Genomic DNA, 26335 nt, shown 5'->3' with positions numbered 1-26335 from the left:
TTCTTTCTCCCGTCCGTGAAAGGACTCCCCCCCATGACCACCACTCTCGAACACCCTGCCGTGGCCCAGCAGGCTCCGGCCGCCCGGCTCGTCACCGGTGTCCTCGACATCGACGCGCACGGGAAGGGGTGGCTGCGGGCCGCGAGCCTGCTGTCCTCCCCCGCCGACCCCCAGGTCCCGCCGGCGCTGATCCGGCGCCATGGTCTGCGCAAGGGCGACCTCGTCGAGGGCGTCCGGGGCGCTCAGCGCGCCCTGACCGACGTCACGCACGTCGACGGTCACGACCCGGCGGATCTGCGAGGGCGCCGCCACTTCCGCGATCTCACCCCGCTCCACCCGCACGAGCGCATCCGCCTGGAACACCCCGCGTCCGGGCTCGCCGGCCGGGTCACCGATCTGTTCGCACCGGTCGGCAAGGGCCAGCGCGGACTCCTCGTGGCCCCGCCGAAGAGCGGCAAGACGGTGCTGCTCCAGCAGCTCGCCGCCGCCGTGGCCGGCAACCACCCCGCGTGCCGGCTGATGGTCCTGCTGCTCGACGAACGGCCCGAGGAGGTCACCGAGATGCGCCGCTCGGTGCGCGGCGAGGTGTACGCCTCCACCTTCGACCGGGCGCCCAAGGAGCACATCGCCCTCGCCGAGCTGGTGATCGAGCGGGTCAAACGCCGGGTGGAGGCCGGTGAGGACGTCGTCGTCCTGCTGGACTCGCTGACCCGGCTGTGCCGGGCGCACAACAACGCCTCCGCCGCCGGCGGCCGCACCCTGAGCGGCGGTGTCGACGCGGGCGCGCTGCTCGGCCCCAAGCGGTTCTTCGGCGCCGCCCGCCAGGCCGAGGAGGGCGGCTCGCTGACCATCCTGGCCACCGCTCTGGTGGACACCGGCTCCCGGGCCGACGGCTACTACTTCGAGGAGCTGAAGAGCACCGGCAACATGGAGCTGCGCCTGGACCCGGAGGCCGCCGCCCGGCGGCTGTTCCCCGCGGTGGACCTCGACGCCACCGGTACCCGCCGCGAGGAACTCCTGCTCACTCCGGCCGAGTTGACGGCCGTCCATGGTCTGCGTCGGGTGCTGCGCTCGCGTGAGGGCGGTCCGGCCACCCTGGAGACCCTCCTGGAGCGGCTGCGCGCCACCCCGGACAACGCCGCGTTCCTGCGGCAGATCCGGCCCACCTTGCCCGCCGGCTGACCCGCGGTGGGCCGGGGTCCGGCATCCGGGTTGTTCGCGTGGGCCGAACGGCCGTCACGGCGCGAGGGATACCCGAGCCGTTCCTACGTTGGCCATATGATCACCCGTCTCTCTCATCGGGCGGCCACGACGGCCTGTTCCCTGTGCGTGGTGGGCATGCTGGCCCTCGTGCCGGCCGTCTCCACCGCCGGTTCCCGGACCGGGGAACCCGCCCCGCCCGCGCCCCGGCCGGCCATGCCCGGCCCGTCCCTGCTCTACGACTCCGGCACCAAGGTCCGGCTGCGCCGGGGGGCGCCCGAGGTGCCCGAGGTGTCCGCGCTGTCCTGGGTGGTGGCCGACGCCGGCAACGGCGAGGTGCTGGCCGCGAGCGACGCGCACCGCAGACTGCCGCCCGCGAGCACCCTGAAGACCCTGTTCGCGGTGACCGTGCTGCCGTCCCTGCCCGCCACGATGAGGCACACCGTGCGCACCGAGGAGCTGGCGGACATCGGCGCCGGCAGCAGCCTGGTCGGCATCCAGGAGGGACACGCCTATCAGGTGTCCGACCTGTGGCGCGGTGTCTTCCTCAGCTCCGGCAACGACGCCGTGCATGTGCTGGCCGCGCTGAACGGCGGCTGGAAGGCGTCGGCCGCGAAGATGCAGGCCAAGGCGCGTGCCCTCGGTGCCCTGGACACCCATGTGGTCTCCCCCGACGGCTACGACGAGGACGGCCAGGTGTCCTCCGCCTTCGACCTGGCCGTCTTCGGCCGGGCGGGGCTGCAGAACAAGGACTTCGCCCGCTACTGCTCCACCCCCGAGGCCATGTTCCCCGGTGACGGCTGGTCGTACGGCATCCGGAACACCAACAAGCTGCTGACCGGCGCGGGCGGGGTGGAGCGGTATCCGGGGCTGATCGGCATCAAGAACGGCTACACCACCAACGCGGGCAACACACTGGTCGCCGCCGCCCGCCGGCATGGGCGCACCCTGCTGGTGACCGTGATGAATCCTCAGGCCGAGGGGTCCACCGTGTACGACGAGGCGCGCGACCTGCTCGACTGGGGCTTCGACGCGGCCGGCCGGGTGGATGCGGTCGGTTCGCTGGACGGGCTGCGCCCCGAGCCGCGGCGGACGTCGCCGCCGGCCACGCCGGTGGCCGCGGCCGCGGCCACGTCGCAGCCGGCGGGCGACGTCCCGGACTGGACGGTCCCCGCCGTCGTCGCCGGACTGTCGGGGCTCGGCGTCACGACCGTGGTACTGAGACTGCGGGCCAGGGGCAGGCGCACCCTGCGCGGCTGACCCGTCGGCAGACCGAGCAGCAGTCCCAGCGTGATCCAGGTGTAGGTGTTGCTGCCGAGGAAGCCGCCGATGCCGGAGGCGTCGTCGAACCACAGCCAGACCACGCTGGTGCACAGCACGGTGTACAGGGCGCCCGCGATCCGTGGATGCCCGGTGCGCAGCAGCACGGCGAAGGACGGCAGCAGCCACACCAGGTGGTGCACCCAGGTGATGGGGCTGACCAGGCAGGCCGCGGCCCCGGTGAGCGCGAAGGCCGCCGTCCGGTCACCGGCCTTCACCGCCCCTCGGGTCCGCCACGCCCAGACGCACAGGGTCAGCAGGACCGCCGTCGCCCACAGCGGGCGGCCGGTCTCGCCGAGCCGGGCCAGCACACCCTGCAGCGACTGGTTCGACACATAGTCGAGCCGGCCCACCCGGCCGGTGTCCCACAGCGCCTCGGTCCAGTAGAAACGGGACGCCCCGGGGTCCGCCCAGGCGGCCAGCGCGGTCGCGGCGGCGGCGACGACCGTCGCGAGGCCCGCCGCCCGGCGCCGCCCGGCGAGCAGCAGCAGCCCGATGAACAGGGCGGGCGTGAGCTTCACCGCGGCGGCGAGCCCGATGCCGACGCCCGCCCAGCGGCCCCGGCCGGTCGCCAGCAGCCAGCAGTCGCCGAGCACGAGGGCGAGCAGGACCAGATTCACCTGGCCGAAGCTGAAGGTGTCCCGCAGCGGTTCGAACATCGCGAGCAGGCACAGGCACAGCGCCCAGCGGAACCAGCCGTGGCGCCGCCAGCCCGGCCCGGCCAGGATCCGCAGGATCGCCGCCAGCGCTGCCAGGTTGACCAGCAGGGACACCACGATCGCCGAGGTCCGGTCCAGCAGGGCCAGCGGCAGCATGGCGAGCGCCGCGAACGGCGGGTAGGTGAAGCCGTAGGTGGTGCCCGGCACCCGGTAGTCGTAGATCCGGCCGCCGTGGTGCACCCAGGTGTGCACGGCGCCGTAGTAGACGCGCAGGTCGAAGAAGCCGCGCAGCAGCGGCACGGTGGCGGTGAAGAGTGTCACGGCCGCGACGAGGACGAGGACGAGCAGCACCCGGCCGCGGTCCGTACGGGGTCTGAGCAGCCCGCTCATGCCGTCCGTCCCGGCGCCGGGGCCTGGGCCGCCTGGTGGGCCTGCCACAGGACGACCACGCCGAGCACCCCGCCGGAGACGGCGAGTACCAGCTGCCCGAGGTCGGCCGGGCCGCCGCTCGGCAGGACGGCGAGCGCGAGGACCCCCGCCAGGGCCGCCACCCGGTGCCGTACCGAGGTGTTGGGTGCGGCGGCGGCGATCAGGAACAGCCCCCACAGGACGTACCAGGGGCGGATCGCCGGTCCGAACACGGCGACCGTCAGCAGGCTGAGCCCGAGGGCGTACACCGGTCTGAGGCGCAGCCGCAGCCATATCCACGCGATGGCCACTGCGGTGGCCGCGAGTCCGAGCAGATGCCAGGCCGGGACGGCCAGCGGGGCGAGGCTGCTGCCGAGGTGTTCCAGCAGGGCGCCGGTGGCGCGGCCGAGCAGACTGGTCAGGGCCCAGTTGTGCGAGGAGACCGGGGTGGACAGGGCGCGGATCCAGCCGTATCCGGTGCCGGCGACGGCGGTGGCGACGACCGTGGTCACGGCGGAGGCCGCCGCCGCGGTCGTGACGGCGGGCAGCGGGCGGCGGCCGGCGCGGATCTGCAGGGCCGCGACGGCCAGCAGACCGAGCGCGGCCGGCGCCTTGACCAGGGCGGCCAGGGTGACGAGGACCGCAGCGACGATGCCGCCGAGCGGCCGGGGCCCGCGCGCGGCGACCAGGCCGAGCCCCAGCAGACCGAGCATGAGGGCGTCGTTGTGGGCACCGGCGACCAGATGCAGCAGGACGAGCGGGTTGAGGGCGCCGAGCCAGAGGGCCGCTGCCGGGTCGGCGCCGCTGTGCCGGGCGAGGTGGGGCAGTGCCAGCGCCATCAGGGCGACGCCGAGCAGCGCGACCAGACGCATGCCGAGCAGACCGGCGGGCAGTTCGCCGCGGGTCAGGCCGGACAGCGCGGAGGCCAGGGCGAGGAAGGCGGGGCCGTAGGGGGCGCCGGTGTGCCGCCACATCGGGGCGACCTCGTCGGCCAGCGGGCCGCCGAGCTGGGCGGGGCCATGGGCGTAGACGTCGATGTGGGCATCGACCATGGCGCCCTGCGCGAGGTAGCTGTAGACGTCCCGGCTGAACAGCGGGGGCGCGAGCAGCAGCGGTGCCGCCCACACGGCGAGCACCAGCAGCAGGGCGCGCGGGGTGGGCGGCTGGGGGCCGCGCACCAGGCGGCCGAGGAGTACCCAGGCCGCTATCAGCAGGACGACACCGAAATACACCCCGACGAGGCCGAGTGCCGCCTGCGCCGAGGCGGGGGTCAGCAGATCCTGCACGGGCAGGGCACCGGCCGTCTCACCGCCCAGGGCGAGAAAGGCGGTGCCTGCCAGCCCGAGCACCTGGCAGCGGCGGAGATCGAAGGGGAATGCCATGGCCAACACTGGCTCAGCGTGTCAACGCCGGGTGGCCGGAAGGCGACGCTCCACTCACCGGCGGGCGGCCCGCACGTGACCGGCGTGTGAGAAACGCCTGCTTCCGGGCGTCCCGGGGGTGCCGGGGGTGCCGGAAACTCCGCGTGCTCAGAACACGGAGAGCCCGGTCAGCGTGGTGAACCGGTCGAGGGCCGCCACTCCGGTCACCGAGTTGCCGCGTTCGTCGAGGCCGGGACTCCATACGCACAGCGTGCAGCGGCCCGGTACGACCGCGATGATCCCGCCGCCGACCCCGCTCTTGCCGGGCAGGCCGACGCGGTAGGCGAAGTCCCCGGCCGCGTCGTACGTCCCGCAGGTCAGCATCACGGCGTTGACCTGCTTGGCCTGGCTGCGGGTGAGCAGCCGGCCGCCGTCGGCGCGGATACCGTGCCGGGCGAGGAATCCGGTGGCGAGGGCCAGGTCGGCGCAGGACGCGGTGAGGGAGCACTGCCGGAAGTACTGGTCGAGGAGGGTCGGCACGTCGTTGTCGATGTTGCCGTAGGACGCCATGAAATGCGCGAGGGCCGCGTTGCGGTCGCCGTGGGCGGTCTCGGAGGCGGCGACCTCCAGGTCGAAGTCGAGGTCGGCGTTGCCGCTCTCGGCGCGCAGGAAGTCCAGCAGCTGCCCGGCCGCGTCGCCGGTACGGGTCTGGAGGCGGTCGGTGACGACGAGGGCACCCGCGTTGATGAAAGGATTCCGCGGGATGCCGTTCTCGTACTCCAGCTGGACCAGGGAGTTGAAGGGGTTGCCGGAGGGCTCGCGGCCCACGTGCTCCCAGAGCTCGTCCCCCTCGCGGGCCAGGTCCAGGGCGAGGGTGAAGACCTTGGTGATGGACTGCGCGGAGAACGGCTGGCGCCACTCCCCCACCCCGTACACCGTGCCGTCCAGCTCGGCGACCGCCATGCCGAAGCTGCGCGGGTCGCAGGCGGCGAGGGCCGGGATGTAGTCGGCGGCCCGGCCGCGGCCGGGCGTGTGCTGCATCTCCTCGGCTATGCGCTCCAGGACCGGCAGGAAGGCGAGGGACGACGTCGTTGTCATGATCACCATTGTGCCTTCCGTCCGGTCCCGTGGCGTAATCGGGCTGACGTTGTCGCAGGTCAGGCGGCTGGCGCCCCGCTGCCCGCGACGACCTCGGGGCGCAGCAGCTCGGCGAGCCGCTCGGCCGGCAGCAGGCCCTTCTCCAGCACCAGTTCGGCCACCCCGCGGCCCGTGACGAGGGCCTCCTTGGCGATGTCGGTGGCGGCCGTGTAGCCGATGTGCGGGTTGAGGGCGGTGACCAGGCCGATGGAGTTCTCCACGGTGGCGCGCAGCCGCTCGGTGTTGGCGGTGATGCCGTCGACGCACCGCTCGGCCAGCGTCAGACAGGCGCTCTGCAGATGGGTGACCGATTCCGACAGGGAGTGCAGGATGATCGGCTCGAAGGCGTTCAGCTGGAGCTGTCCGGCCTCGGCGGCCATGGTGATGGCGACGTCGTTGCCGATCACTTCGAAGGCGACCTGGTTGACCACCTCGGGGATCACCGGGTTGACCTTGCCCGGCATGATCGACGAACCGGCCTGCACCGGCGGCAGGTTGATCTCACCGAGGCCCGCGCGCGGACCGGAGGACAGCAGCCTGAGGTCGTTGCAGCTCTTGGAGAGCTTGACCGCGATCCGCTTGAGCACACCCGACATCTGGACGAAGGCACCGCAGTCCTGGGTAGCCTCGACCAGGTTGGCCGCGGTGACCAGCGGCAGCCCGGTGATCTCGGACAGATGGCGGCGAGCGGCCTCGGCGTATCCCGCCGGGGCGTTGAGCCCGGTACCGATCGCCGTGGCACCGAGGTTGATCTCATGGATCAGCTCGACGGCCTCGGCGAGACGGCTGCGGTCCTCCTCGATCATGACGGCGAAGGCCGAGAACTCCTGACCGAGCGTCATCGGCACGGCGTCCTGGAGCTGCGTCCGGCCCATCTTGAGCACCTCACGGAACTCCACGGCCTTGCGCGCGAACGCGTCCTGCAGGACGGCCATCGCCTTGAGCAGACCGCGCACCGCGTACACCGTCGCCACCTTGACGGCGGTCGGATAGACGTCGTTGGTGGACTGCCCCAGATTGACGTCCTCGTTGGGGTGCAGATACGTGTACTGCCCCTTCTCGTGGCCGAGCAGCTCCAGCGCCCGGTTCGCCACGACCTCGTTGGCGTTCATGTTGGTGGACGTACCGGCGCCGCCCTGGATGACGTCGACGACGAACTGGTCGTGCAGCCCGCCCGCCCGGATCTCCCGGCAGGCGGCGACGATCGCCCGCGCCTTCTCGGGCGCCAGCAGCCCCAGCTCCTCGTTGGCGAGCGCGGCGGCCTCCTTGACGGCGGCCAGGGCGTCGATCAGATGCGGGTACGCGGAGATCGGCGTACCGGTGATGGGAAAGTTCTCGCTCGCACGCAGGGTGTGCACACCCCAGTACGCGTCGGCGGGTACGTCACGGTCGCCGAGCAGATCGTGTTCGCGGCGGGTGGCGGCAGTCATGAGGGTGGGGTCCTTATATCGAGGTACGGAGGTGACAACGCCCGAAAGGGGCGCGGGGCTGTGTCGATGTGCGGCTCCGCCGCGTGGGCGCGACAAGCCACAGACGGCCGGCAGACCGGCGACGGCCCGCAGTCCCCTGACGGGATCGGCATGCGGCGACGCGCTACGCGCAAGCGGTGAACGGAACCGGATCCAGCGCACGCACAGCCCGCACGCACCCCACCGGCTCACCGCCACCCAGCAGCGGCTCCCCCGCGAACTCGGTGAGCAGCTCCAGGTCGACGCCCGCGCGGGCGAGCGCCGCCGCCGCGACCGGTATCCGCGCCCGGTTCGCCCCGTCGGCGATCTTCACGGCGATGGCCCGGCCGTCCGGCAGCGCCGCGACCTGAACGCCCTCGAAGCCGTCCTTGGCGAGCAGCCCGGGCACGGCCCGCATCAGCGAAGCGACATCGCGGCCGGAGCCGGAGGCCATCTCGGCGTGGTCCCGCATCGCGTCGGCCACCTGGGCCTCGGGCGTGCCCGGGGCCGCCGAGGTGATCCGGGACAGGGCGCGGGCCAGGCCGTGCAGGGAGATGGAGAACAGCGGCGCGCCGCAGCCGTCGACGGTGACCTGGGCGACCCGCTGGCCGGTCAGGTCCTCGACGATCTCCTGGATGGCCTGCTGGAGCGGGTGCTCCGGGGAGAGGTAGTCCGCCAGCGACCAGCCGTTGAGCCGGGCGGTCCACAGCATGGCCGCGTGCTTGCCGGAGCAGTTCTGGGCGAGCCGGGAGGGCAGCCGGCCCTCACGGACCCACGCGTCCCGGACGGCCGGGTCGAAGGGCATGTCGGGGACGTTGCGCAGCTGGTCCTCGGTGAGCCCGGCGAGTTCGAGGATGCGCCGGGTGCCGGCGAGGTGGCGTTCCTCGCCGGAGTGGCTCGCGGCGGCCAGCGACAGCAGTGCGCCGTCGAGCGGCAGCCCGGCCCGCAGCATGGCCACGGCCTGGAGGGGTTTGACGGCCGAGCGCGGATAGAAGGCGGCCTCGATGTCGCCGAGCTGGAACTCCACCCGGCCGTCGGCGCCGAGGACGACGACGGAGCCGTAGTGGATCCCCTCGACGACCCCGCCGCGGACGAGGTGGGCGACGGGGGCGTGGAGGGGTTCGCGGACGACGGGTGCGTCGGCGGGGGAACTGCTGTACATCACTGCCTGCATGGTGTGTCGGGGTCGGCCGGTACGCGGGTCACGCGTCGGCGCCGGTGGATATGCGGGATATGCGGCCGCGGACGGCGTACCAGCCCGTGACCAGCGCTGCGACGATCAGCGGCAGACAGAGCACGGTGGTGCGTCCGGCGCCGCCGTCGGCGTACATGAGGACCAGGACGGAGGCGAGGAACGCCAGCGTCACGAGTTCGGTCCAGGGAGAGCCCGGCAGCCGGTACGACGGCCGGGTCAGCTCGCTGTTCTGGGTCTTCCGCCAGAACAGCAGGTGACAGATCATGATCATGCCCCAGGTCGCGAGGATGCCGATCGCCGCGAAGTTGAGGACGATCTCGAACGCGTCGGCGGGGACGACGTAGTTGAGGCCCACGCCGAGGACACAGATACCGCTGGTGAGGAGGATTCCGCCGTACGGGACCTGGCTGCGGCTCATCCGGCCGGTGAACTCGGGCGCGGAGCCGCTCATGGCCATGGAGCGCAGGATGCGGCCGGTGGAGTACAGGCCGGAGTTCAGCGAGGACATGGCCGCGGTGAGGACGACCAGGTTCATCACACCGCCGGCCGCCGGGACGCCGATGTGCGACAGGACGGTGACGAAGGGGCTCTCGCCGGCCCTGTACACGTTCCAGGGCAGCAGCATCGAGAGCAGGATGACGGAGCCGACGTAGAACACGCCCACGCGCCACATGATCGAGTTGATCGCCTTCGGCATGATCTTCTCGGGACTCTCGGTCTCGCCGGCCGCGACGCCGACCAGTTCGACGGAGGCGTAGGCGAAGACGACACCCTGGATGATCAGCAGCATGGGCAGCAGACCGTTGGGGAAGACACCGCCGTTGTCGGTGATCAGGGACGGGCCGGGGTGGTGGCCGTCGACCGGGTGCTGGGTGACCAGCAGGAAGATGCCGATGCACATGAAGATCACGAGCGCGCTGACCTTGACGATCGCGAACCAGAACTCCAGTTCGCCGAAGATCTTGACCGAGATCAGGTTCACGGTCAGGACGACGGCCAGCGCGATCAGCGCGATCACCCACTGCGGGACGTCGGAGAACATCCCCCAGTAGTGCGTGTAGGTGGCGACCGCGGTGATGTCGGCGATGCCGGTGGTCGCCCAGTTCAGGAAGTACATCCAGCCCGCGGTGTAGGCGCCCTTCTCGCCCAGGAACTCCCGGGCGTACGACACGAAGGCGCCCGACGACGGGCGGTAGAGGACGAGTTCGCCGAGGGCGCGCACGACCAGGAAGGCGAAGACGCCGCAGACGGCGTACGCGATGAACAGGGAGGGCCCGGCGTCGGCGAGCCGGCCGCCCGCGCCGAGGAAGAGGCCGGTGCCGATGGCTCCGCCGATGGCGATCATGTTGACGTGCCGGTGCTTCAGGCCTTTGCTGTAGCCGGCGTCTCCGGCGTCGACATGGCCGGACGAGGGGCGCGTCTCGTCTTTGAGGTGCTGCTCGCTCACGCCTCGGGTCCGCCTTCCGTGGGGAGGTCGTCCGTCCGCTGGGGACGCACGATGTCGGTGAGGGTCGTCTCGACGCGGTCCAGATGGTGGCTCATGGCCTCCACCGCGTCGTGTTCGGAACCGTCGACCAGCGCCTCGACGATCGCCCGGTGCTCGCGGTTGGACCGCTCACGGCGCCGCCCGCCCAGTTCGTTGAGGAAGGCCGACTGACGCGCCAGTGCGTCGCGGATCTCCTCGATGACCCGGCGGAAGACCGGGTTCTGGGCGGCCTCGGCGATCGCGAGATGGAAGAGGGTGTCCATCGCGACCCAGGCAGTGGTGTCCGTCTCGCGTTCCATGCGGTCCAGGAGGTGGGCCAGGTGGTCCAGGTTCTCCGGGGTGCGGCGCGCGGCCGCGTATCCGGCGACCGGGATCTCTATGTGCCGGCGCACTTCGAGCAGGTCACTGGCCGCGTAGTCGCCGAAGGTGGGGTCCTCGACTGCGCTGGCGACGACGAAGGTGCCCTTGCCGGTCCGGGAGACCGTGAGGCCCATTGTCTGCAGCGCGCGCAGCGCCTCGCGCAGCACGGGCCGGGACACCTCAAGGGTGCGGCACAGCTCGGCCTCGGAGGGGAGCTTGTCGCCTATGGCGTACTCGCCGCGTTCGATGGCGCCGCGCAGATGGCCGAGGACCGCTTCCATGGCGCTCACGCGCCGCGGACCCAGACCACCTGTCTGGCTGTCTGACAGGTTCACGGGAGCGATCCTGAGGGTTGCCCGCCGGGACTGTCAAGGCGTCGCGCAAGGAAACATTCACGGGGTGCGGCGCCTGAATGCAGGCATCCGCACCCCGTGGGTGATCAGGAGGGTTCGGTCAGGCGTTGAGCACACCCGTGGCGAGCAGGCCGATCAGACCCACGCCGATGACGATGCGGTAGATCACGAACGCGTTGAAGGAGTGCTTGGCGACGAACTTGAGCAGCCAGGCGATGGAGGCGTAGGCGACCACGAAGGAGACGATGGTGCCGACGGCCAGCGGAGCCGCGCCCACGCCCGCGCCGAGGGCGTCCTTCAGCTCGTAGATACCGGCGCCGGTGAGGGCCGGGATGCCGAGGAAGAACGACAGGCGGGTGGCGGCGACGCGGTCGAGGTCCCGGATGAGCGCCGTGGACATGGTGGCACCGGAGCGGGAGAAGCCGGGGAAGAGCAGCGCCAGGATCTGGGAGCAGCCGACCCACATCGCGTCCTTGAAGGACGTGTCGTCCTCGCCGCGCTTGTGCCGGCCCATCTGGTCGGCCGCCCACATCACGGCCGAGCCGGCGATCAGCGAGCCGGCGACCACCCACAGCGAGGCGAGCGGGCCGTCGATCAGCGGCTTGGCGGCAAGACCCACGATGACGATCGGAATGGTGGCGGCGATCACCCACCAGGCGAACTTGTAGTCGTGGTGGTAGCGCTCCTCGCGGTTCGTCAGACCGCGGAACCAGGCGGAGACGATCCGCTTGATGTCCTTGAAGAAGTACACGAGCACGGCGGCGATCGCGCCGACCTGGATGACGGCGGAGAACCCGACGACGGACTTGTCGTCGACCGGGATGTTCATGAGTCCCTCGGCGATCTTCAGGTGGCCCGTGGAGGACACCGGGAGGAACTCGGTCACCCCCTCGACTACTCCGAGGACGACGGCTTGACCGACGGAGATGGCGCTCATGGGATCCAGTTCTGAGGAGTATTGGTCGACAGTGCTGTAGACAGTACTTGCTGCGCCCTGCCGTATGGCAAGCGCTAGGCCCACAGGACTCCGGCGAGTGAGACGCCGGCGAAGGCCGCCGCCAGCCCGGCCACCAGGCTCGCGACGACATTGAGGGCAGCGTAGAGGCCCGAGCCGGCCTCGGTCAGCCGCAGCGTCTCGTAGGAGAAGGTGGAGTACGTCGTCAGCGCCCCGCACAGTCCGGTGCCCAGCAGAAGCTGCAGGTGGGGCCCGGCCGCCCCGGCGGAGACGGCACCGGTGAGCAGCCCGAGGACGAGACAGCCGCTGACGTTCACCACGAAGGTGCCCCAGGGGAACACCGAGTCATGGCGGGCCTGCACGGCACGGTCGGTGAGATAGCGCAGAGGCGCCCCGACCACGGCCCCCGCGATGACCAGCAGCCAGTTCACAATGACTTCTCACCTTTCGGATCCGTGTCCTGCCGGCCGCCCGCGCGCCCCACGTACCGCACGACCTCGCACTCCTCCAGCGTCACGAGGCCTTCGCCGACCAGTTCGTCAAGCTGCGGCAGGAACGCCCGTACCCGCTCCTCGGTGTCCACCACGACGACCGCCACGGGCAGGTCCTCGCTCAGGGACAGCAGGCGGGAGGTGTGGATGCGGGAGGAGGCGCCGAAGCCCTCGATGCCCCGGAAGACGCTCGCGCCGGCGAGTCCGGCCGCGTGCGCGCGGTGCACGATCTCGGAGAAGAGGGGCTTGTGGTGCCAGGTGTCGTCCTCCCCGATGTAGACGGTCAGCCTGAGGGCCCGGCCGCTGAGTGAGGTCATCGCTGCCTCCCGATCAGTACCCGGCGCGCGGCCGCCGAGGCGAGCCACACCGCGCCGAGGGCCGCGCACAGCGTCGCGGCGAGATAGGCGAGCCCGAGGTCCGCACGGCCGGCGTCGGCCAGCCTGCGGATGTCGACGGCGTAGGTGGAGAAGGTGGTGAAGCCGCCCAGGATGCCGGTGCCGAAGAAGGGCCGGACCAGGCGGTGGGCGGCCCACACCTCGGTGATGAGCACCATGAAAACGCCGATCACGGCGCAGCCGACGACATTGGTCCAGAAGGTCGCCCAGGGGAAGGTGCCCGGAGGCATGGGCCAGGCGAGGGTGAGCGCGTAGCGGGCGCACGCGCCCAGCGCGCCGCCGACGGCGACCACCGCGACGACCGGCGCCTGGGTGCGCCACTCGGACCGCCGCTTCGGTGCGGGGCGGACACGGAGGCTCTCGGCTTCCGGGGCTGTCATGCTGATGCGTCTCCTGTTCGGCCCGCCCCGACGGGTTGTTCGGCCTGCGCCAGTCGGGTGATCACGGCCGGGCACCAGCGTACCGCCGGGTCAGCGGGCGGCGGGCCGGGCGCGGACCGCGACGCCGCGCTCGCGGAGGCTGCCGAGGACGAGACGGTCCCCGCTCACGCGGACACCGGTGACCATGCGGAAGCCGGAACGGCGGCGGACGAGGTGCCGCACGCTCCGCCCGGCGCCGTCGAGGGCCATCACCCCGGCCGTCCCGCTCGGGCGGTACGGCGCGTGGAAGCGTGGCGAAGAGCTCGGCGTGGCCGGCGCGCGGCCCGGTGAGGTGGTGGAGCGGGACGAGTGCCGTGGGTCGGTCCATGGGGGTGCCCTTCGCCACGGGGCGGCCCGTGCCGCCGGCCGGCCGGGGGCACGCCGCGCCCGGCGCCCCGCGCCCCGAGCCCTCCCCGCTCGCTGCGACGTCATCTCACCGGCGCCGTCCCTCACCACCCCTTCTCGAACACCCGGGCCACCTCGGCGATACGGATCTCGTCGCGCCGGTAGTAGGTGCGAAGACGCTGGCGCTGGGTGCGCAGCAGGCCGAGCCGGGTGAGGAAGTCCAGGTGGGCGCGGGCGGTCCGGCGGCGTACGCCGAGTTTGGCGGCCACGGCGCGCGCGGTGACCCCGGTCGTGGCGAGGTCGCGCCGCGCAGGCGCCGGAAAGTGGGCCGCGGGGTCCTTGAGCCACTCCAGAATCGTCTGCCGCATCCGGCCCGAGGGGGTTCCCATCATCCGTCCGCCTCCGTCCCCGGCCTCCTCGTACGCAGTGTTCCCACTGTGGACCGGTCAGCACCGCCCCGTACGGCACTCCGCCGTCGTTGTCCGGTACCGAACGGCCGTGCGACCGCGGCGGGGGCATATGACCCCGGAAAATGGGCGCAGGCCCGGCCGCCCCTGTACGGCCGGGCCCGTCACCGGTGGTTCAGCGGTGGCTGAACCACGTCATGGAGGCGAGCGCCTTGTCGTCGTAGCCGAACAGGGCCTGGTTCTCCCAGCCGTTGCCGGAGGTGGCGTCGGTCGGGTCCCAGCCGTTGCCGCTGACGGCGGTCCAGGTCGCCTCCCAGGAGAAGACGCCGAGGCCGCGGCCGTTCGGTACGGCCTCCACGATGCTCGCCACGTCGTTCATCCACTTGGTCTGGCCGGCGACGGTCGCCGGGTAGCCGCTCACCAGCTCGCTCGTGGTGTCGATCTGGTTCTCCAGGGAGTCGTCCTGGGCCAGCGTGAAGGGGTAGGCGGTCTCGGCGACGAACACGGGCTTGCCGTAGCGGGCGGCCGCGTCGTCCAGCGTGGTCTGGAAGTCGGAGAGCGGGCCGTGCCAGTAGCCGTAGTACGACAGGCCGATCGCGTCGAACTTCACGCCGCTTGCGACCGCCTTGTCGAACCACCACTCGGTGCCGGCCTTGTCGCCGCCCTTGGCCAGGTGCAACGCGACGACGGTGGACGAACTGACGGCCTTGGCCGCGTCGTAGCCCGAGTTGAGCAGACCGGCGAGCTGGCTCCAGTTGTCCGTGGATCCCTCGGCCCACAGGATGCCGGCATTGATCTCATTGCCGATCTGGACCATGTCGGCGGTGGTGCCTTGAGCCTTCAAGGCGTTCAGGACGTCGTACGTGTGGTGGTACACGTCTGTCTTGAGTTGACTGTATGCATGGCCCGTCCACGCGGCCGGTTTGGTCTGGGCGCCGGGGTCGGCCCAGGTGTCCGAGTAGTGGAAGTCGACCAGGAGCTTCATGCCCTGGGCCTTGACCCGCTTGGCCATCGCGAGGACGTGCGCCTTGTCGTTGAAGCCGTCGGCCGGGTTCACCCAGACCTTCAGCCGGGCGTAGTTCATCCCGTACGACTTCAGGATGGAGAGTGCGTCGCCGGTGGAGCCGGAACTCGTCCTGTAGACACCGCCCTTGGCCTCGCTCTTGGCGAGGGAGGAGATGTCGGCTCCGTGGATGGAGGTACCGGTGGTGCCGGACGTGAAGGTCAGATCGTCAACGTTGATCCAGTTACCGGCGTTCGCGTCACTGTTGATGCTGATGGTGCACTGACTGTTCGTCACATTGATCGGCGTGACGATACGGATCCACCCAGTTGACGATATGGGCAGATCGGTGCGCTGCTCCGCACTCCCGCAATTCTTGAGCGCGATATACGCGGCGTTCTGTCCGCCACTGGAGCGGACCCAGGCGGTCAATGTGTAGGTGCCGTCGGTCAGGCCCGACAGGTACTGGTACGTCTCGACCTTGTACGCGGACGCCGCGTACTGGGTGAGGCGGTAACTCCCGCTGTGGCCGCCGGACTCGGTGTACGAGGCGCCGGTGTCGCCGTACTCGGACCAGCCGGTGGGGGTGCCCGTGCCGGTGCCGTCGGACTCGAAGCCGCCGTTGGTGAGGGTGCTCGCGGCGGAGGCGGTCTGGGCGGGCAGGGCGGTGAGGGCGAGCCCGGCGGCGAGCGGCAGCAGCAGGGCCCTGATGGTGCGTCTGGGATGGAACTTCATCGTCCGTCGTCCCTTCGACATGACTGGGGAGGGGGTGTCCTCCGGTGGGGCCGGAGGAGAACCCCTCCGCCCGCGGCTCTCGTGGCACACGCGGGCGGAGGGAGCCGGCTCAGCCGTCGAGTCGTACGACCCGGACGGCTCCCGCGGGCACCGGAAGGCGGCCCGCGGCGCGTTCGCCCGTCAGCAGCTCGGTGCCGGGCGACTCCAGCGGCACCTTTGTGTCGCCGGAGGTGTGGTTGATCGCGAAGAGATAGGTTCCGGACTCGCCCCTGCGGCGCACCACTTCGACATCGCGGGGCAGATCGGCGCGCGGGGCGATCCGGGCGTCGTCGGCCGCCCGGCCGATCAGCGCGTCGAGGCCCTGGGCGTCCAGGCGGGTGGAGACGTACCAGGCGGTGCCGCGGCCGTGCCGGTGCCGGGTGACGGCCGGGTGGCCGGCCGGGAGCCCGTCGGCGTACCGCCACACCGTCTCGGCGCCGCGCGGCACGACGAACTCCGTCCAGACGTCCCCGCTCAGCTCGGATCCGTCGGGACCGGCCAGCCGCACCCGCTCGTCCTTGAGCAGCGGTGAGAACTCCTCCACGGTCAGGCCGAGGACATCGCGCAACGCGCCCGGACAGGCCCCCTCGTGCACGGCGTCGTGCTCGTCGACGACACCGGAGAAGTACGAGACCACGAGCGTGCCGCCGCCCTCGACGTACTCCCGGAGGTTGTTCCCGGAGGCCTCCGTCATCAGATACAGAGCCGGTACGACGACAAGGGGATAGGCCGACAGGTCGGCTTCCGGGTGGGCGAAGTCCACCGTGAGGTGGCGGTCGTAGAGGGCCTCGTAGAAGGAGTCGGCGCGTTCGCGCGGGTCGTGGTCCTCGCTGGGGCGCCAGGCGAGATTCTGCGCCCACCAGGACTGCCAGTCCCACAGCATGGCCACGTCGGCCTCGGTGCGGGTGCCGCGGATCGCGCTCAACGAGTCGACGGTCGCCCCGAGTTCGACGACCTCGCGCCACACGCGCGTGTCGGTGCCGCCGTGCGGCAGCATCGCCGAGTGGAACTTCTCGGCGCCGCGCCGGGACTGGCGCCACTGGAAGAACATCGCGCCCTCGGAGCCGCGCGCCACGTGGGCGAGGGAGTTGCGGGCCATCTGGCCGGGCACCTTGGCGGGGTTGCGGGGCTGCCAGTTGACGCCCGAGGTGGAGTGCTCCAGCAGCAGCCAGGGCGCTCCGCCGGCGACCGAGCGGGTGAGGTCGGCGGCCATGGCCAGGTTGACATGGGTGCGGCGGCCGTCGGTGATCAGGTAGTGGTCGTTGGTGACGAGGTCGACCTCGCGGCCCCAGGCCCAGTAGTCCAGCGCGTCGCACTGGCTGAGCGCGGTCATGAAGTTGGTGGTCACCGGAATGCCCGGGGAGCGGCGGTGCAGGATGTCGCGTTCGGCGCGGAAGTTCTCACGGATGGTCGCGTCGGCGAAGCGCCGGTAGTCGAGGGCCTGGCCGGGGTTGCCGACGGTCGGGGTGGCCCGGGGCGGGTTGATCTGCTCCAGGCTCGTGTAGCGCTGGCCCCAGAAGGCTGTCCCCCAGGCCTCGTTGACCGCGTCGACGGTGCCGTAGGTCTGCGTGAGCCAGCGGCGGAAGTGGGCGGCGCAGGAGTCGCAGTAGCAGGCCGAGACGGGGACGCCGTACTCGTTGTGCACGTGCCACAGGGCGAGCGCGGGATGGTCGCCGTAGCGTTCGGCGAGCTGGGTGGTGACGGACCGGGCGGCGGCGCGGTAGTCGGCGTTGCTGTGGCAGATCGCGCCGCGTGAGCCGAACTCGTGGCGCAGGCCCTCGGCGGTCACCGGCAGGGCCTCGGGGTGCGCCCGGTAGAACCAGGCGGGCGGGGCGACGGTGGGCGTGCCGAGGTCGACGCGGATGCCGTTCTCGTGGAGCAGGTCGATGATCCGGTCCAGCCAGCCGAAGTCGTACTCGCCCGGGGCCGGTTCCAGCAGGGCCCAGGAGAAGATCCCGACGCTCACCATCGTGACGCCGGCCTCGCGCATCAGGCGGACGTCCTCCTGCCAGACGTTTTCCGGCCACTGCTCGGGGTTGTAGTCGCCACCGAAGGCAAGCCTGGTGAGGCCCCTGGGGCTGGTGTCCGGCATGGGTGTCTCCCGTTGAATCGATCATTTGGGAACGTTCACACACAGCGGCAGCGGTGCAAGCCCAACATAACCGCACAGCAACAACCATTGACAAGTGTCCGGGATGTTTCTCTACTGTGAACGCTCACAGAAGCATGGCAGGAATCCCTCCCGGTGGGTGCCCAGGTCATGTGATCGTGCACATCTGCATGGCAGGTCCCCGCAGCAGGCGGGGACCCAGGTCAGGGGAGAAACCATGCCGCACACGAAGCGTCGCCGCCTCGTGACATCCGCCCTCGCCGTCGCGCTCGGCGCCACCACCCTCGCCGCCTGCGGCTCCGGGGACGACAGCAAGTCCGAGTCCGGTCCGGTCTCGCTGACGTACTGGACCTGGACGCCCGGCATGGACAAGGTCGTCGACCTGTGGAACAAGGGGCCGGGCAAGAAGGACCGGATCACCGTCACGGTGAAGAAGCAGGCGTCCGGCGACACGCTGGTCACCAAGATCCTCACCGCGCACAAGGCGAAGAAGGCCCCGGACCTGGTGCAGGCCGAGTACCAGGCGCTGCCGACCCTGGTCAGCAATGACGCCCTGGCCGACATATCCAAGGAAGTCGGCGATGTGAAGGGCAAGTTCGCCGACGGTGTCTGGCAGCAGACCACGCTCGGCACGAACGCCGTCTACGCGGTGCCGCAGGACATCGGCCCGATGATGTTCTACTACCGCGCGGACCTGTTCAAGAAGTACGGCCTGAAGGTCCCCACCACCTGGCAGCAGTTCGCCGAGACCGCCCGCGCGCTGAAGAAGCAGGCACCGGACAAGTACCTGACCACCTTCTCCGCCAATGACTCCGGTCTCTTCGCGGGCCTCGCCCAGCAGGCCGGCGCCACGTGGTGGACCACCTCCGGCGACAAGTGGAAGGTCGCCATCGACGACGCGGCCACGCGGAAGGTCGCCACGTTCTGGGGCGGGCTGGTCAAGGACGGCGTCATCGACAACCAGCCGATGTACCAGCCGGCCTGGAACAAGGCGATGAACACCGGCCAGGAGATCGGCTGGGTCAGCGCGGTGTGGGCGCCGGGCACCCTGACGACGGCCGCGCCGGACACCAAGGGCAAGTGGGCCATGGCCCCGCTCCCCCAGTGGTCCGAGGACCAGGACGTGACCGGCAGCTGGGGCGGCTCCTCCACAGCCGTCACCACCGACTCCGCGCACAAGGAGGCGGCCGCCGAGTTCGCCGCCTGGCTGAACACCGACCACGACGCCCTGAACGCGCTGGCCACGGACGGCGGGATCTACCCGGCCTCCACCTCCGCCCAGCTCAGCGGCGCCTTCTCCAACCCGCCCGCGTTCTTCTCGAACCAGCCGGACTTCTACACCAAGGCCGCCGGCATCGCGAAGACCACGGTGCCCTCGGCCTGGGGCCCGAACGTGAACGTCGCCTACGCGAGCTTCAACGACGCGTTCGGCGCCGCCGCCAAGGACAAGTCGGACTTCGGTGCCGCCCTGAAGAAGATGCAGGACGCCACGGTCGCCGACATGAAGAAGCAGGGCTTCGGGGTCTCCCGGTGAGCACGACCACCGGCCGGAAGTCGTACGGGGTCAAGGGGGCCCCGTACGCCCACCCGTCTCCCGCCACCGCCCGCAAAGGAGCGCTTCGCGCCCCCTACTTCTTCCTTCTTCCCGCATCGGTCCTCTTCGCCCTCTTCTTCGCGCTGCCCATCGGGTACGCCGTCTTCCTCAGCTTCCGCAAGGTGCACGTCTCCGGGCTCGGCCTCGGGGCCGGTGCCCGGCACGAGGTCTGGGCCGGTTTCGAGAACTACACCGACGCCTTCCAGGACAGCGAACTGCTGCACGGCGCGCTGCGCGTGCTCGGCTACGGCTGCATCGTCGTCCCGGTCATGCTCGGTCTCGCGCTGCTGTTCGCGCTGATGCTGGATTCCGAGAGGGTGCGGCTCGCCCCGGTCACCCGGCTCGCGATCTTTCTGCCGTACGCCATCCCCGGTGTCGTGGCGGCGCTGATGTGGGGCTTCCTGTACCTGCCGTCCGTCAGCCCCTTCTACTACGTCCTCCAGAAGCTGCATATGCCGCAGCCGAACCTGCTCGACGGCGGTCCGCTGTACCTCGCCATCTCGAACATCGCGGTCTGGGGCGGCACGGGCTTCAACATGATCGTGATCTACACCTCGCTGAGGTCCATCCCGGTCGAGGTGTACGAGGCGGCCAGGCTGGACGGCGCCACCCCGCTGCAGATCGCCCTGCGGATCAAGATCCCGATGGTGGCGCCCTCGCTGGTGCTGACCTTCTTCTTCTCGATCATCGCGACGCTCCAGGTGTTCAACGAGCCGACCACCCTCAAGCCCCTCACCAACTCCCTCAACACGAGCTGGAGTCCGCTGATGAAGGTGTACCAGGACGCCTTCCACCGGGGCGACATCTACGCGGCCGCCGCCGAGGCAACCCTGATCGCACTGGCCACCCTGGTGCTGTCCTTCGGGTTCCTGCGGGCCGCGAACCGCCGCACCAAGCAGGAGGCCGCAGGATGAGTACGCTCGCCGTCCGCAAGGCGGCCCCGGCCGCCGGCACCACGCCCGGTGCGGCGCAGGGGCCACCGCTGCGCCGCCGGATCGCGCTGGTGCCGACGATCACTCTGCTGATCGGCGCGGTCTACACGCTGCTGCCGGTCGCCTGGGTGGTGATCGCGTCCACCAAGTCCGGCCATGAGCTGTTCTCCACGTTCACCTTCCTGCCCGGCACCGGGTTCACCCAGAACATCAAGGACCTGAACGCCTACCGGGGCGGCATCTACTGGCAGTGGATGGGCAACTCCGCCCTGTACGCCGGTCTCGGCGCGCTGCTGTCGACGGCCGTCTCGGCGTTCGGCGGCTACGCCCTGGCGACCTACCGGTTCACGGGCCGCGAGGCGATGTTCAACGTCCTGCTGGCCGGTGTGCTGATGCCGCCGGTGATCCTCGCCGTCCCGCAGTACCTGCTGCTGGCGAAGGCCGACCTCACGGACTCCTGTCTGTCCGTGCTGCTGCCCCAGATCCTCTCCCCGTACGGCGTGTATCTGTCGCGGATCTACGCGGCCGCCGCCGTCCCCGCCGACGTGGTGGAGGCCGGGCGGATGGACGGGGCGAGCGAGTGGCGGATCTTCACCCGGATCGCGCTGCCGATGATGATCCCCGGCATGGTCACGGTGTTCCTGTTCCAGTTCGTGGCCGTGTGGAACAACTTCCTGCTGCCGTACATCATGCTCAGCGACGACGAGAAGTTCCCGCTCACGCTCGGCCTGTACACGCTGCTGGAGCAGGGCTCCAACACACCGGCGCTGTACACCCTGGTGATCACGGGCGCGTTCCTCGCGGTCCTCCCGCTGATCGCGCTGTTCCTGGTCATCCAGCGGTTCTGGAGCCTCGATCTCCTCTCGGGAGCCGTAAAGTCATGACCATGAGCAATTCGGGGGGCCGGCGCAAACCGCCGACGATCCACGACGTGGCGCGCGAGGCAGGCGTCTCGCGCGGCACCGTCTCACGTGTGCTCAACGGCGGACACTACGTCAGTCCCGCCGCGCAGGAGGCGGTCGACGCCGCGATCCGCAAGACCGGGTACGTCGTCAACCGGCACGCCCGTTCGCTGATCACCGGCCGTTCGGACTCGGTCGGCTTCCTGCTGACGGAGCCCCAGGAGCGGTTCTTCGAGGACCCCAACTTCAATGTGCTGCTGCGGGGTTGTACCCAGGCACTGGCCGCGCACGACATCCCGCTGCTGCTGATGATCGCGGGCACCGAGGACGAACGCCGGCGCATCACGCGGTACATCAGCGCCGGGCATGTCGACGGGGTGCTGCTGGTCTCCAGCCACTCCGGCGACCCGGTCGCGGAGGAGCTGCGGGCGGCGGGCGTGCCGCTCGTCGCCTGCGGCAAGCCGATCGGGCTCGGTTCCAAGGTGAGTTATGTGGCCGCCGACGACCGGGACGGGGCCCGGGACATGGTCCGGCATCTGCTGTCGCTGGGCCGGCGCCGGATCGGGGTCGTCACCGGTCCGCTGGACACCCCCGGCGGGGTGGAGCGGCTCGCCGGGTACGAGGAGGTACTGGCGCAGGCCGGCATCAAGGTCGACGAGAGCCTGATCGTCTCCGGTGACTACAGCCGGGCCAGCGGAGAGGCGGGCGCGGAGCGGCTGCTGGCGCAGGCCCCGGACATGGACGCGGTGTTCGTCGCCTCCGACCTGATGGCGCAGGGTGTGCTGGCGGCGCTGCACCGGGCCGGGAAGCGGGTGCCGGACGACATCGCTGTCGGCGGTTTCGACGACTCCCCGGCGGCTACGGCCGTGACCCCCGAGCTGACCACGATCCGACAGCCGTGGGACCGGATCAGCAGCGAGATGGTGCGGGTGCTGCTCGCGCAGATCGGCGGGGAGGACGCGGCGGCGGTGATTCTGCCCACGGAGTTGGTGCGGCGCGATTCGGCTTGAGCCGGGCGCTCCGCGAAGTGCCGGGGAAGGCTGCCGGGCGTCTGCCGCGTCCTTGTGGCGGGTCGCGCCCGCGCGGCGGAGCCGCATATTCGACGGGGCGAACGTTGCCTGCCGGGGCACTGGCTCCGCGTTGGACTGGCCGCGGCCGAGCAGGGTCGGCACCTCGCGTTCCCGCGGGGTGGGCGCGGCCAGGTCGGCGGGCACGGGCTCGGCCGTCCGCCCGGCCTCGGCCGCGTACCGCTCCACCAGGCGCCGGGTGATCTGTGGCGCGAGCAGGGCGTCGCCGCCCACGAGGTCGTCGTCCCACGGATGGCCGCGGGGATCGACGTCACCCTGCCGTCGTCCATGACGGACGTCTGGCACGCGCCGAGGCCGGCGGAACTGGCGCCGGCGGGGCTCGTGATCGCCGTGGGTGGGGGCGCTCGTTGCCGCCCGCAGCGCGGCCCGTCTCACCGTCGCCGAGGTGCCGCACCACGCGTAGGGCCGCCGGGGAGCCCGCAACCGGTCAGGATCGAAGAAGCCGGGGCGGGCTCCCCGGTCCTAGCGTGAAGTGCGTCGGCGGAAGACCCGTCGGACCCCGCACCACGAGGAGTGAGTTTCATGAGCGCAGGCGTGCAGACGATCATCTACCCCGTCAAGGACGCGGAGCGGGCCAAGGCCCTGTTCTCCGCGCTGCTGGGCGTCGAGCCGTACGCCGACGAGCCCTACTACATCGGTTTCAAGGCCGAGGGACAGGACGTCGGCCTCGACCCGAACGGGCACGCCCAGGGACTGACCGGGCCGGTGCCGTTCTGGCACGTCACCGATCTTCGCGAGCGCCTCGCGGCCCTGCTGGCGGCGGGCGCCGAAGTCGTCCAGGACGTGCGCGACGTCGGCAACGGCCGGCTGGTCGCCTCCGTGAAGGACCCCGACGGCAATCTGATCGGCCTGCTCCAGGACCCGGCCGTCTGAGCACCGCTCACCCCAGCCCCGGCCGTGCCCGCAGCCACACTAGTTGCACGCTCAACGATTGGCCGGATCGGTGCTACGGTGCGGGTATGGCAGTCAAGACGGCCGACGCCCGGCTTGAGGAACGGTGGCGGGACATCCTCGCCGTGCACGCCCACACGATGTGCGAGATCGACCGGGCCCTGCACCCGCACGGGCTGGGCGCCAGCGACTTCGAGGTGCTCGACATCCTGGCTGTCGAGTCCCCCGCCGAGGGCGACCAGTGCCGGGTGCAGAACCTGGTCGGCCGGGTCCATCTCACCCAGAGCGCGCTGTCCCGGCTGATCGGCCGGCTGGAGAAGGACGGTCTGGTGGAGCGCTCGGTCTGCGCCGAGGACCGGCGCGGGGTGTGGGTGGCCCTCACCCCCAAGGGCCGCGCGCTGCACGCCGAGGTCCAGCCGCTCCAGCGCGCCGTGCTGGAGCGCATGCTGACCGAGCGGGAACGCTGACCGACCGGGAACGCCGACGGGCGGGAACGCCGCGACACAAGGTGGCCGGACGACGGCGTCAGAGCACCAGCTCGGCTCCGTCGGGCAGCACCTCGACGCCCTCCTCGGCGACCCGCGCGCGTGCCGGTGAGGCCGGGTCGAGCAGCGGGTTCGTGTTGTTGAGGTGGGTGTAGATCCGGCGTGCGCCGGGGTGCCGGGCCAGGGCCGCCAGCGTGCCGCGCCGGCCCGTGACCGGCAGATGTCCCATGGCGGCCTGCTGGGCACCGGAGCGCACCGCCGTCCCCATCTCGTCGGCCGCGAAGAACGTGCCGTCCAGCAGCACACAGTCGGCCTCGGCGCACAAGTCGTCCAGCGCCGGGCTCCAGGCGCCCACGCAGGGCGCGTACACCAGCACTCCCCCGCTGGCGAGGTCCTCCACGCGGTACGCCGTCACCCACGGTCCGGTGGGGTCGGGGGCTTGCGCCGGGACGTACTTCGGGATCTTGACGCCCACCGGATGCGCGGTGACCACCAGCCCGCCGGCCAGCACGAATCCGCCGTCGGCCAGGCTGTCCGCCCACTCCCAGGGGGAGTAGCGGTCCAGGGCGGCGCGGCCCGGGCCCAGTACGGCACGCACCGGCGCGGCGGCGTAGACCTTCAGGCCCGCCGCTCCGCGCAGTTCGGCCAGGCCGCTGACGTGGTCCGCCTCGGCGTCGGTGAGGAGGACACCGCGCAGCGGGGTGTCCCGGGGACCGGGGCCCGGCCACAGCGCCGGGGTCGCGGTGAGCTGGGTGCGCAGATCGGGCGAGGCGTTCAGCAGCCACCAGTCGCGGCCGTTGCCGGTGACGGCGGCGCACTCCTGGGTGCGGGAGGGCAGCTTGCCGTCCCGGGCGGCCGTGCACAGCGAGCAGGCGCAGTTCCACTGCGGGAAGCCGCCCCCGGCGGCGGTGCCCAGCAGGACGACCCTCACGACCATCGGCTCCTTCGCATGAGTCCGGACCATTCTTCCGCTGGGATCTTCCCGCCTGGGGCCGGGACTATCCGGTGGCGGGGGGCAGTTCCGGCCGTCCTTCGGCGGGCCGCCGGTCCGCCGGGCGCGCGGGCGGGATCGGGCCGCCGGGGAAGTCGCGGGGGCCGGTCCACAGGGCCGGTACGGCGTCGCAGCGGCGGCACAGCTCGTAGGCGACGGCCTCGTAGTTGACCCGCCAGCCCTGGAAGTGCGGCCAGGCCTCCTTCGGCGGGCGCTCGGCCTGGAACCCGGCCGACTCCAGCATGGCCGCGGCCGCGTCGAACTCGGCGAAGGTGAGCCGGATCGTCGCGTCCGGCGCGGGGTCGGCGTCGAAGGGGATGCGCAGTGCGCGGGCGATGTCGCGCAGGGCGGTGAACCCGGCCCGCAGCACCAGCCGGGCCTCCGGTGGCGCGAGCCGCGGGGCCAGGGCGAGTTGCACCGCCGCCGCGTCCATGACCGCGACGAGCCCGACCAGCCAGCTGCGGTGCGGGCGCGGGGAGCGGAAGGTGAGCAGGATCGGGTATGTCGAGTGGCTCTCGCCCATGTCGGCGGCGAGCCGTTCCCAGGCCCGGTACAGCGCGGGGAGCGCGGTCTCGGTGTCGACCAGCCACTGCCGGGCGAGGATCTCCGGGCCCCACGCGGGTTCACCGGCCCGCGACTGGAGCAGGGTGACCTCCAGTTCGCGGCGGTTGTAGGCGGCGTACAGGGTGGGCAGGTAGGCGATCTGCAGGGCGATCAGGACCGGGCCGGTGGCCGCGGCGACGAAGTCGATCACCGACAGTTTCAGCCGGGCGCCGCCGGCGAAGCCGAGCGTGAACAGGCTGGAGCCCGCCTCCCGGAACGCGGTGGTCCAGGACAGCGGGGACAGCGTGTACAGCAGGAGTCCGAAGCCGAGCAGCGCGCCGGCGAGCCAGCAGGTGAGCATGCCGATGAGCATCAGCGGGGCGAGCCAGGTCTGGGCACGGTCCATCGCGCGGTAGCCGCCGCCGACGGCGGTGAGCCGCAGGAGTCTGCGCAGGCTCCACCACAGGCGGAACACCAGCGCGGAGTAGAGGCCTCTGGGTACGACGAGCGTGCGCAGGATGCTGCTCAGGACCAGGATGAGGACCAGGGCCCCGGCCGCGCCGGAGATGTATTCCATGGGGCCATTTTTGCGCCCGCGGGGGTGGAGCGACCGGTGGGGCGGGCGGGTCCCTCATCGGGCCAGCAGCGTACGCACCCCCTGTGACGTCAGGGTCAGGGCGTGGGCGGAGCTGCCGTCTATGGCCAGGGAGAGGTCCTCCTCGGGCCATTGGGAGGCGAGGGCGCCCAGCGGGACGAGGCGGTAGCGGGAGACGAACGGCAGCAGGCCGGCCATCTCGCCCTCCGTGGTGAACACGGGGACGACCGGTTCGCCTCCGGGCTGTTCGAGGACGGGAAGGGCCACGGTCGTGGCGTCGGCACCGTCCGCGTCGGCCGCGTCGTCCGGCACGGGGACGAGCACGTCACTGTGGGCGAGGACGTCCAGCGCGGACTGGTCCTCGGTATTCACGGCCAGCGCGTCCAGCGCCCGCTGGGCCGGCGTCGACAGATCCTTGTGTGCGGGTGTCTCCATGGCAGATCCCCAGGTAGCGGCGGTCGTACGGGCCGCCCGGGGGCGGATCCGCG

25 protein-coding genes and 1 pseudogene are annotated in these 26335 nt (G+C 71.3%); 8 read left to right on the top strand and 18 right to left on the bottom strand.

The genetic code is table 11. The features are described from left to right. Positions 1-33 precede the first annotated feature (33 nt). Together rho and IE277_RS14940 are read left to right on the top strand one after the other, a co-directional pair. A complete protein-coding gene (gene rho, locus IE277_RS14945; RefSeq protein WP_189952466.1) occupies positions 34-1182 on the top strand; it encodes a transcription termination factor Rho in 1149 nt (382 codons plus the stop codon). A 96-nt stretch (positions 1183-1278) separates the two neighbouring features. Beyond that, positions 1279-2112 (top strand): annotated as a pseudogene (locus tag IE277_RS14940) (D-alanyl-D-alanine carboxypeptidase family protein); the annotation flags it as partial. A gap of 59 nt (positions 2113-2171) precedes the next feature. Here IE277_RS14940 and IE277_RS49185 read toward each other — a convergent pair. The 15 genes from IE277_RS49185 to IE277_RS14865 form a co-directional block, all read right to left on the bottom strand. Continuing rightward, positions 2172-3560, bottom strand: a complete 1389-nt coding sequence (locus tag IE277_RS49185) for a glycosyltransferase 87 family protein (RefSeq protein ID WP_189952597.1) — start codon at positions 3558-3560, stop codon at positions 2172-2174. Between the two features lie 5 nt (positions 3561-3565). Next, entirely contained in the window at positions 3566-4969 is a 1404-nt protein-coding gene (gene mptB, locus IE277_RS14930) for a polyprenol phosphomannose-dependent alpha 1,6 mannosyltransferase MptB (RefSeq protein ID WP_189952464.1), read from the bottom strand. Positions 4970-5116: 147 nt separating this feature from the next. Next, positions 5117-6055: a glutaminase gene (locus IE277_RS14925; protein WP_189952462.1), complete on the bottom strand. Its 939-nt coding sequence runs from the start codon at positions 6053-6055 to the stop codon at positions 5117-5119. Between the two features lie 50 nt (positions 6056-6105). Beyond that, complete coding sequence (gene aspA, locus IE277_RS14920; RefSeq protein WP_189952461.1) at positions 6106-7515, bottom strand: aspartate ammonia-lyase; 1410 nt, start codon at positions 7513-7515, stop codon at positions 6106-6108. A gap of 163 nt (positions 7516-7678) precedes the next feature. After that, on the bottom strand, positions 7679-8695 hold the full coding sequence (locus tag IE277_RS14915; protein ID WP_189952459.1) for an asparaginase: 1017 nt from the start codon (positions 8693-8695) through the stop codon (positions 7679-7681). Positions 8696-8735: 40 nt separating this feature from the next. Beyond that, positions 8736-10175 (bottom strand): amino acid permease, encoded by a 1440-nt coding sequence (locus tag IE277_RS14910; RefSeq protein ID WP_189952457.1) that lies wholly within the window; start codon positions 10173-10175, stop codon positions 8736-8738. Beyond that, positions 10172-10855, bottom strand: coding sequence for a FadR/GntR family transcriptional regulator (locus IE277_RS14905; RefSeq protein WP_189952595.1), 684 nt, complete (start codon positions 10853-10855; stop codon positions 10172-10174). The genes IE277_RS14910 and IE277_RS14905 overlap by 4 nt, the downstream gene beginning before the upstream one ends. Before the next feature lie 172 nt (positions 10856-11027). Next, positions 11028-11864: an undecaprenyl-diphosphate phosphatase gene (locus IE277_RS14900; RefSeq protein ID WP_189952455.1), complete on the bottom strand. Its 837-nt coding sequence runs from the start codon at positions 11862-11864 to the stop codon at positions 11028-11030. A gap of 74 nt (positions 11865-11938) precedes the next feature. Further along, the gene (crcB, locus tag IE277_RS14895) at positions 11939-12313 is read right to left on the bottom strand and encodes a fluoride efflux transporter CrcB (RefSeq protein ID WP_189952453.1); all 375 of its coding nucleotides are present in this window, start codon (positions 12311-12313) and stop codon (positions 11939-11941) included. Continuing rightward, the gene (locus IE277_RS14890; protein ID WP_189952450.1) at positions 12310-12690 is read right to left on the bottom strand and encodes a DUF190 domain-containing protein; all 381 of its coding nucleotides are present in this window, start codon (positions 12688-12690) and stop codon (positions 12310-12312) included. Before IE277_RS14890 ends, crcB (IE277_RS14895) begins: the two co-directional genes overlap by 4 nt. Beyond that, the gene (gene crcB / locus IE277_RS14885) at positions 12687-13148 is read right to left on the bottom strand and encodes a fluoride efflux transporter CrcB (protein ID WP_189952448.1); all 462 of its coding nucleotides are present in this window, start codon (positions 13146-13148) and stop codon (positions 12687-12689) included. Before crcB (IE277_RS14885) ends, IE277_RS14890 begins: the two co-directional genes overlap by 4 nt. A 90-nt stretch (positions 13149-13238) precedes the next feature. Further along, the gene (locus tag IE277_RS14880; protein ID WP_189952446.1) at positions 13239-13397 is read right to left on the bottom strand and encodes a hypothetical protein; all 159 of its coding nucleotides are present in this window, start codon (positions 13395-13397) and stop codon (positions 13239-13241) included. Between the two features lie 239 nt (positions 13398-13636). After that, complete coding sequence (locus IE277_RS14875) at positions 13637-13924, bottom strand: ArsR family transcriptional regulator (protein WP_189952444.1); 288 nt, start codon at positions 13922-13924, stop codon at positions 13637-13639. Between the two features lie 190 nt (positions 13925-14114). Then, a complete protein-coding gene (locus IE277_RS14870) occupies positions 14115-15677 on the bottom strand; it encodes a glycosyl hydrolase 53 family protein (protein ID WP_189952443.1) in 1563 nt (520 codons plus the stop codon). A 109-nt stretch (positions 15678-15786) separates the two neighbouring features. Continuing rightward, positions 15787-17808 (bottom strand): beta-galactosidase, encoded by a 2022-nt coding sequence (locus IE277_RS14865; protein ID WP_189952441.1) that lies wholly within the window; start codon positions 17806-17808, stop codon positions 15787-15789. Positions 17809-18043: 235 nt separating this feature from the next. Here IE277_RS14865 and IE277_RS14860 point away from each other — a divergent pair, with 235 nt between their 5' ends. The 6 genes from IE277_RS14860 (at position 18044) to IE277_RS14835 (ending at position 23700) form a co-directional block, all read left to right on the top strand. Then, positions 18044-19360 carry an ABC transporter substrate-binding protein gene (locus tag IE277_RS14860; protein WP_189952439.1) on the top strand — a complete coding sequence of 439 codons (1317 nt, stop codon included), beginning with the start codon at positions 18044-18046 and terminating at the stop codon, positions 19358-19360. Beyond that, positions 19357-20334 carry a carbohydrate ABC transporter permease gene (locus tag IE277_RS14855; protein WP_189952437.1) on the top strand — a complete coding sequence of 326 codons (978 nt, stop codon included), beginning with the start codon at positions 19357-19359 and terminating at the stop codon, positions 20332-20334. The genes IE277_RS14860 and IE277_RS14855 overlap by 4 nt, the downstream gene beginning before the upstream one ends. Continuing rightward, a complete protein-coding gene (locus IE277_RS14850) occupies positions 20331-21236 on the top strand; it encodes a carbohydrate ABC transporter permease (protein ID WP_189952435.1) in 906 nt (301 codons plus the stop codon). The genes IE277_RS14855 and IE277_RS14850 overlap by 4 nt, the downstream gene beginning before the upstream one ends. Next, positions 21233-22264: a LacI family DNA-binding transcriptional regulator gene (locus tag IE277_RS14845; protein ID WP_189952433.1), complete on the top strand. Its 1032-nt coding sequence runs from the start codon at positions 21233-21235 to the stop codon at positions 22262-22264. Before IE277_RS14850 ends, IE277_RS14845 begins: the two co-directional genes overlap by 4 nt. Positions 22265-22864: 600 nt before the next feature. Next, positions 22865-23215 (top strand): VOC family protein, encoded by a 351-nt coding sequence (locus tag IE277_RS14840; protein ID WP_189952431.1) that lies wholly within the window; start codon positions 22865-22867, stop codon positions 23213-23215. Between the two features lie 86 nt (positions 23216-23301). Further along, on the top strand, positions 23302-23700 hold the full coding sequence (locus IE277_RS14835) for a MarR family winged helix-turn-helix transcriptional regulator (RefSeq protein WP_189952429.1): 399 nt from the start codon (positions 23302-23304) through the stop codon (positions 23698-23700). 58 nt (positions 23701-23758) lie between these two features. Here IE277_RS14835 and pqqB read toward each other — a convergent pair whose 3' ends face one another. From pqqB to IE277_RS14820, 3 genes are all read right to left on the bottom strand, one after another. Continuing rightward, positions 23759-24655: a pyrroloquinoline quinone biosynthesis protein PqqB gene (pqqB, locus tag IE277_RS14830; RefSeq protein WP_229881458.1), complete on the bottom strand. Its 897-nt coding sequence runs from the start codon at positions 24653-24655 to the stop codon at positions 23759-23761. A 61-nt stretch (positions 24656-24716) separates the two neighbouring features. Next, positions 24717-25829: a hypothetical protein gene (locus tag IE277_RS14825; protein ID WP_189952425.1), complete on the bottom strand. Its 1113-nt coding sequence runs from the start codon at positions 25827-25829 to the stop codon at positions 24717-24719. 54 nt (positions 25830-25883) lie between these two features. Next, positions 25884-26282 carry an SseB family protein gene (locus IE277_RS14820; RefSeq protein ID WP_189952423.1) on the bottom strand — a complete coding sequence of 133 codons (399 nt, stop codon included), beginning with the start codon at positions 26280-26282 and terminating at the stop codon, positions 25884-25886. Positions 26283-26335 lie beyond the last annotated feature (53 nt).

The organism is Streptomyces alanosinicus (assembly GCF_014650595.1).
GTDB classification, from domain to species: domain Bacteria; phylum Actinomycetota; class Actinomycetes; order Streptomycetales; family Streptomycetaceae; genus Streptomyces; species Streptomyces alanosinicus.
This window is presented reverse-complemented; position numbering and strand designations above follow the sequence as displayed.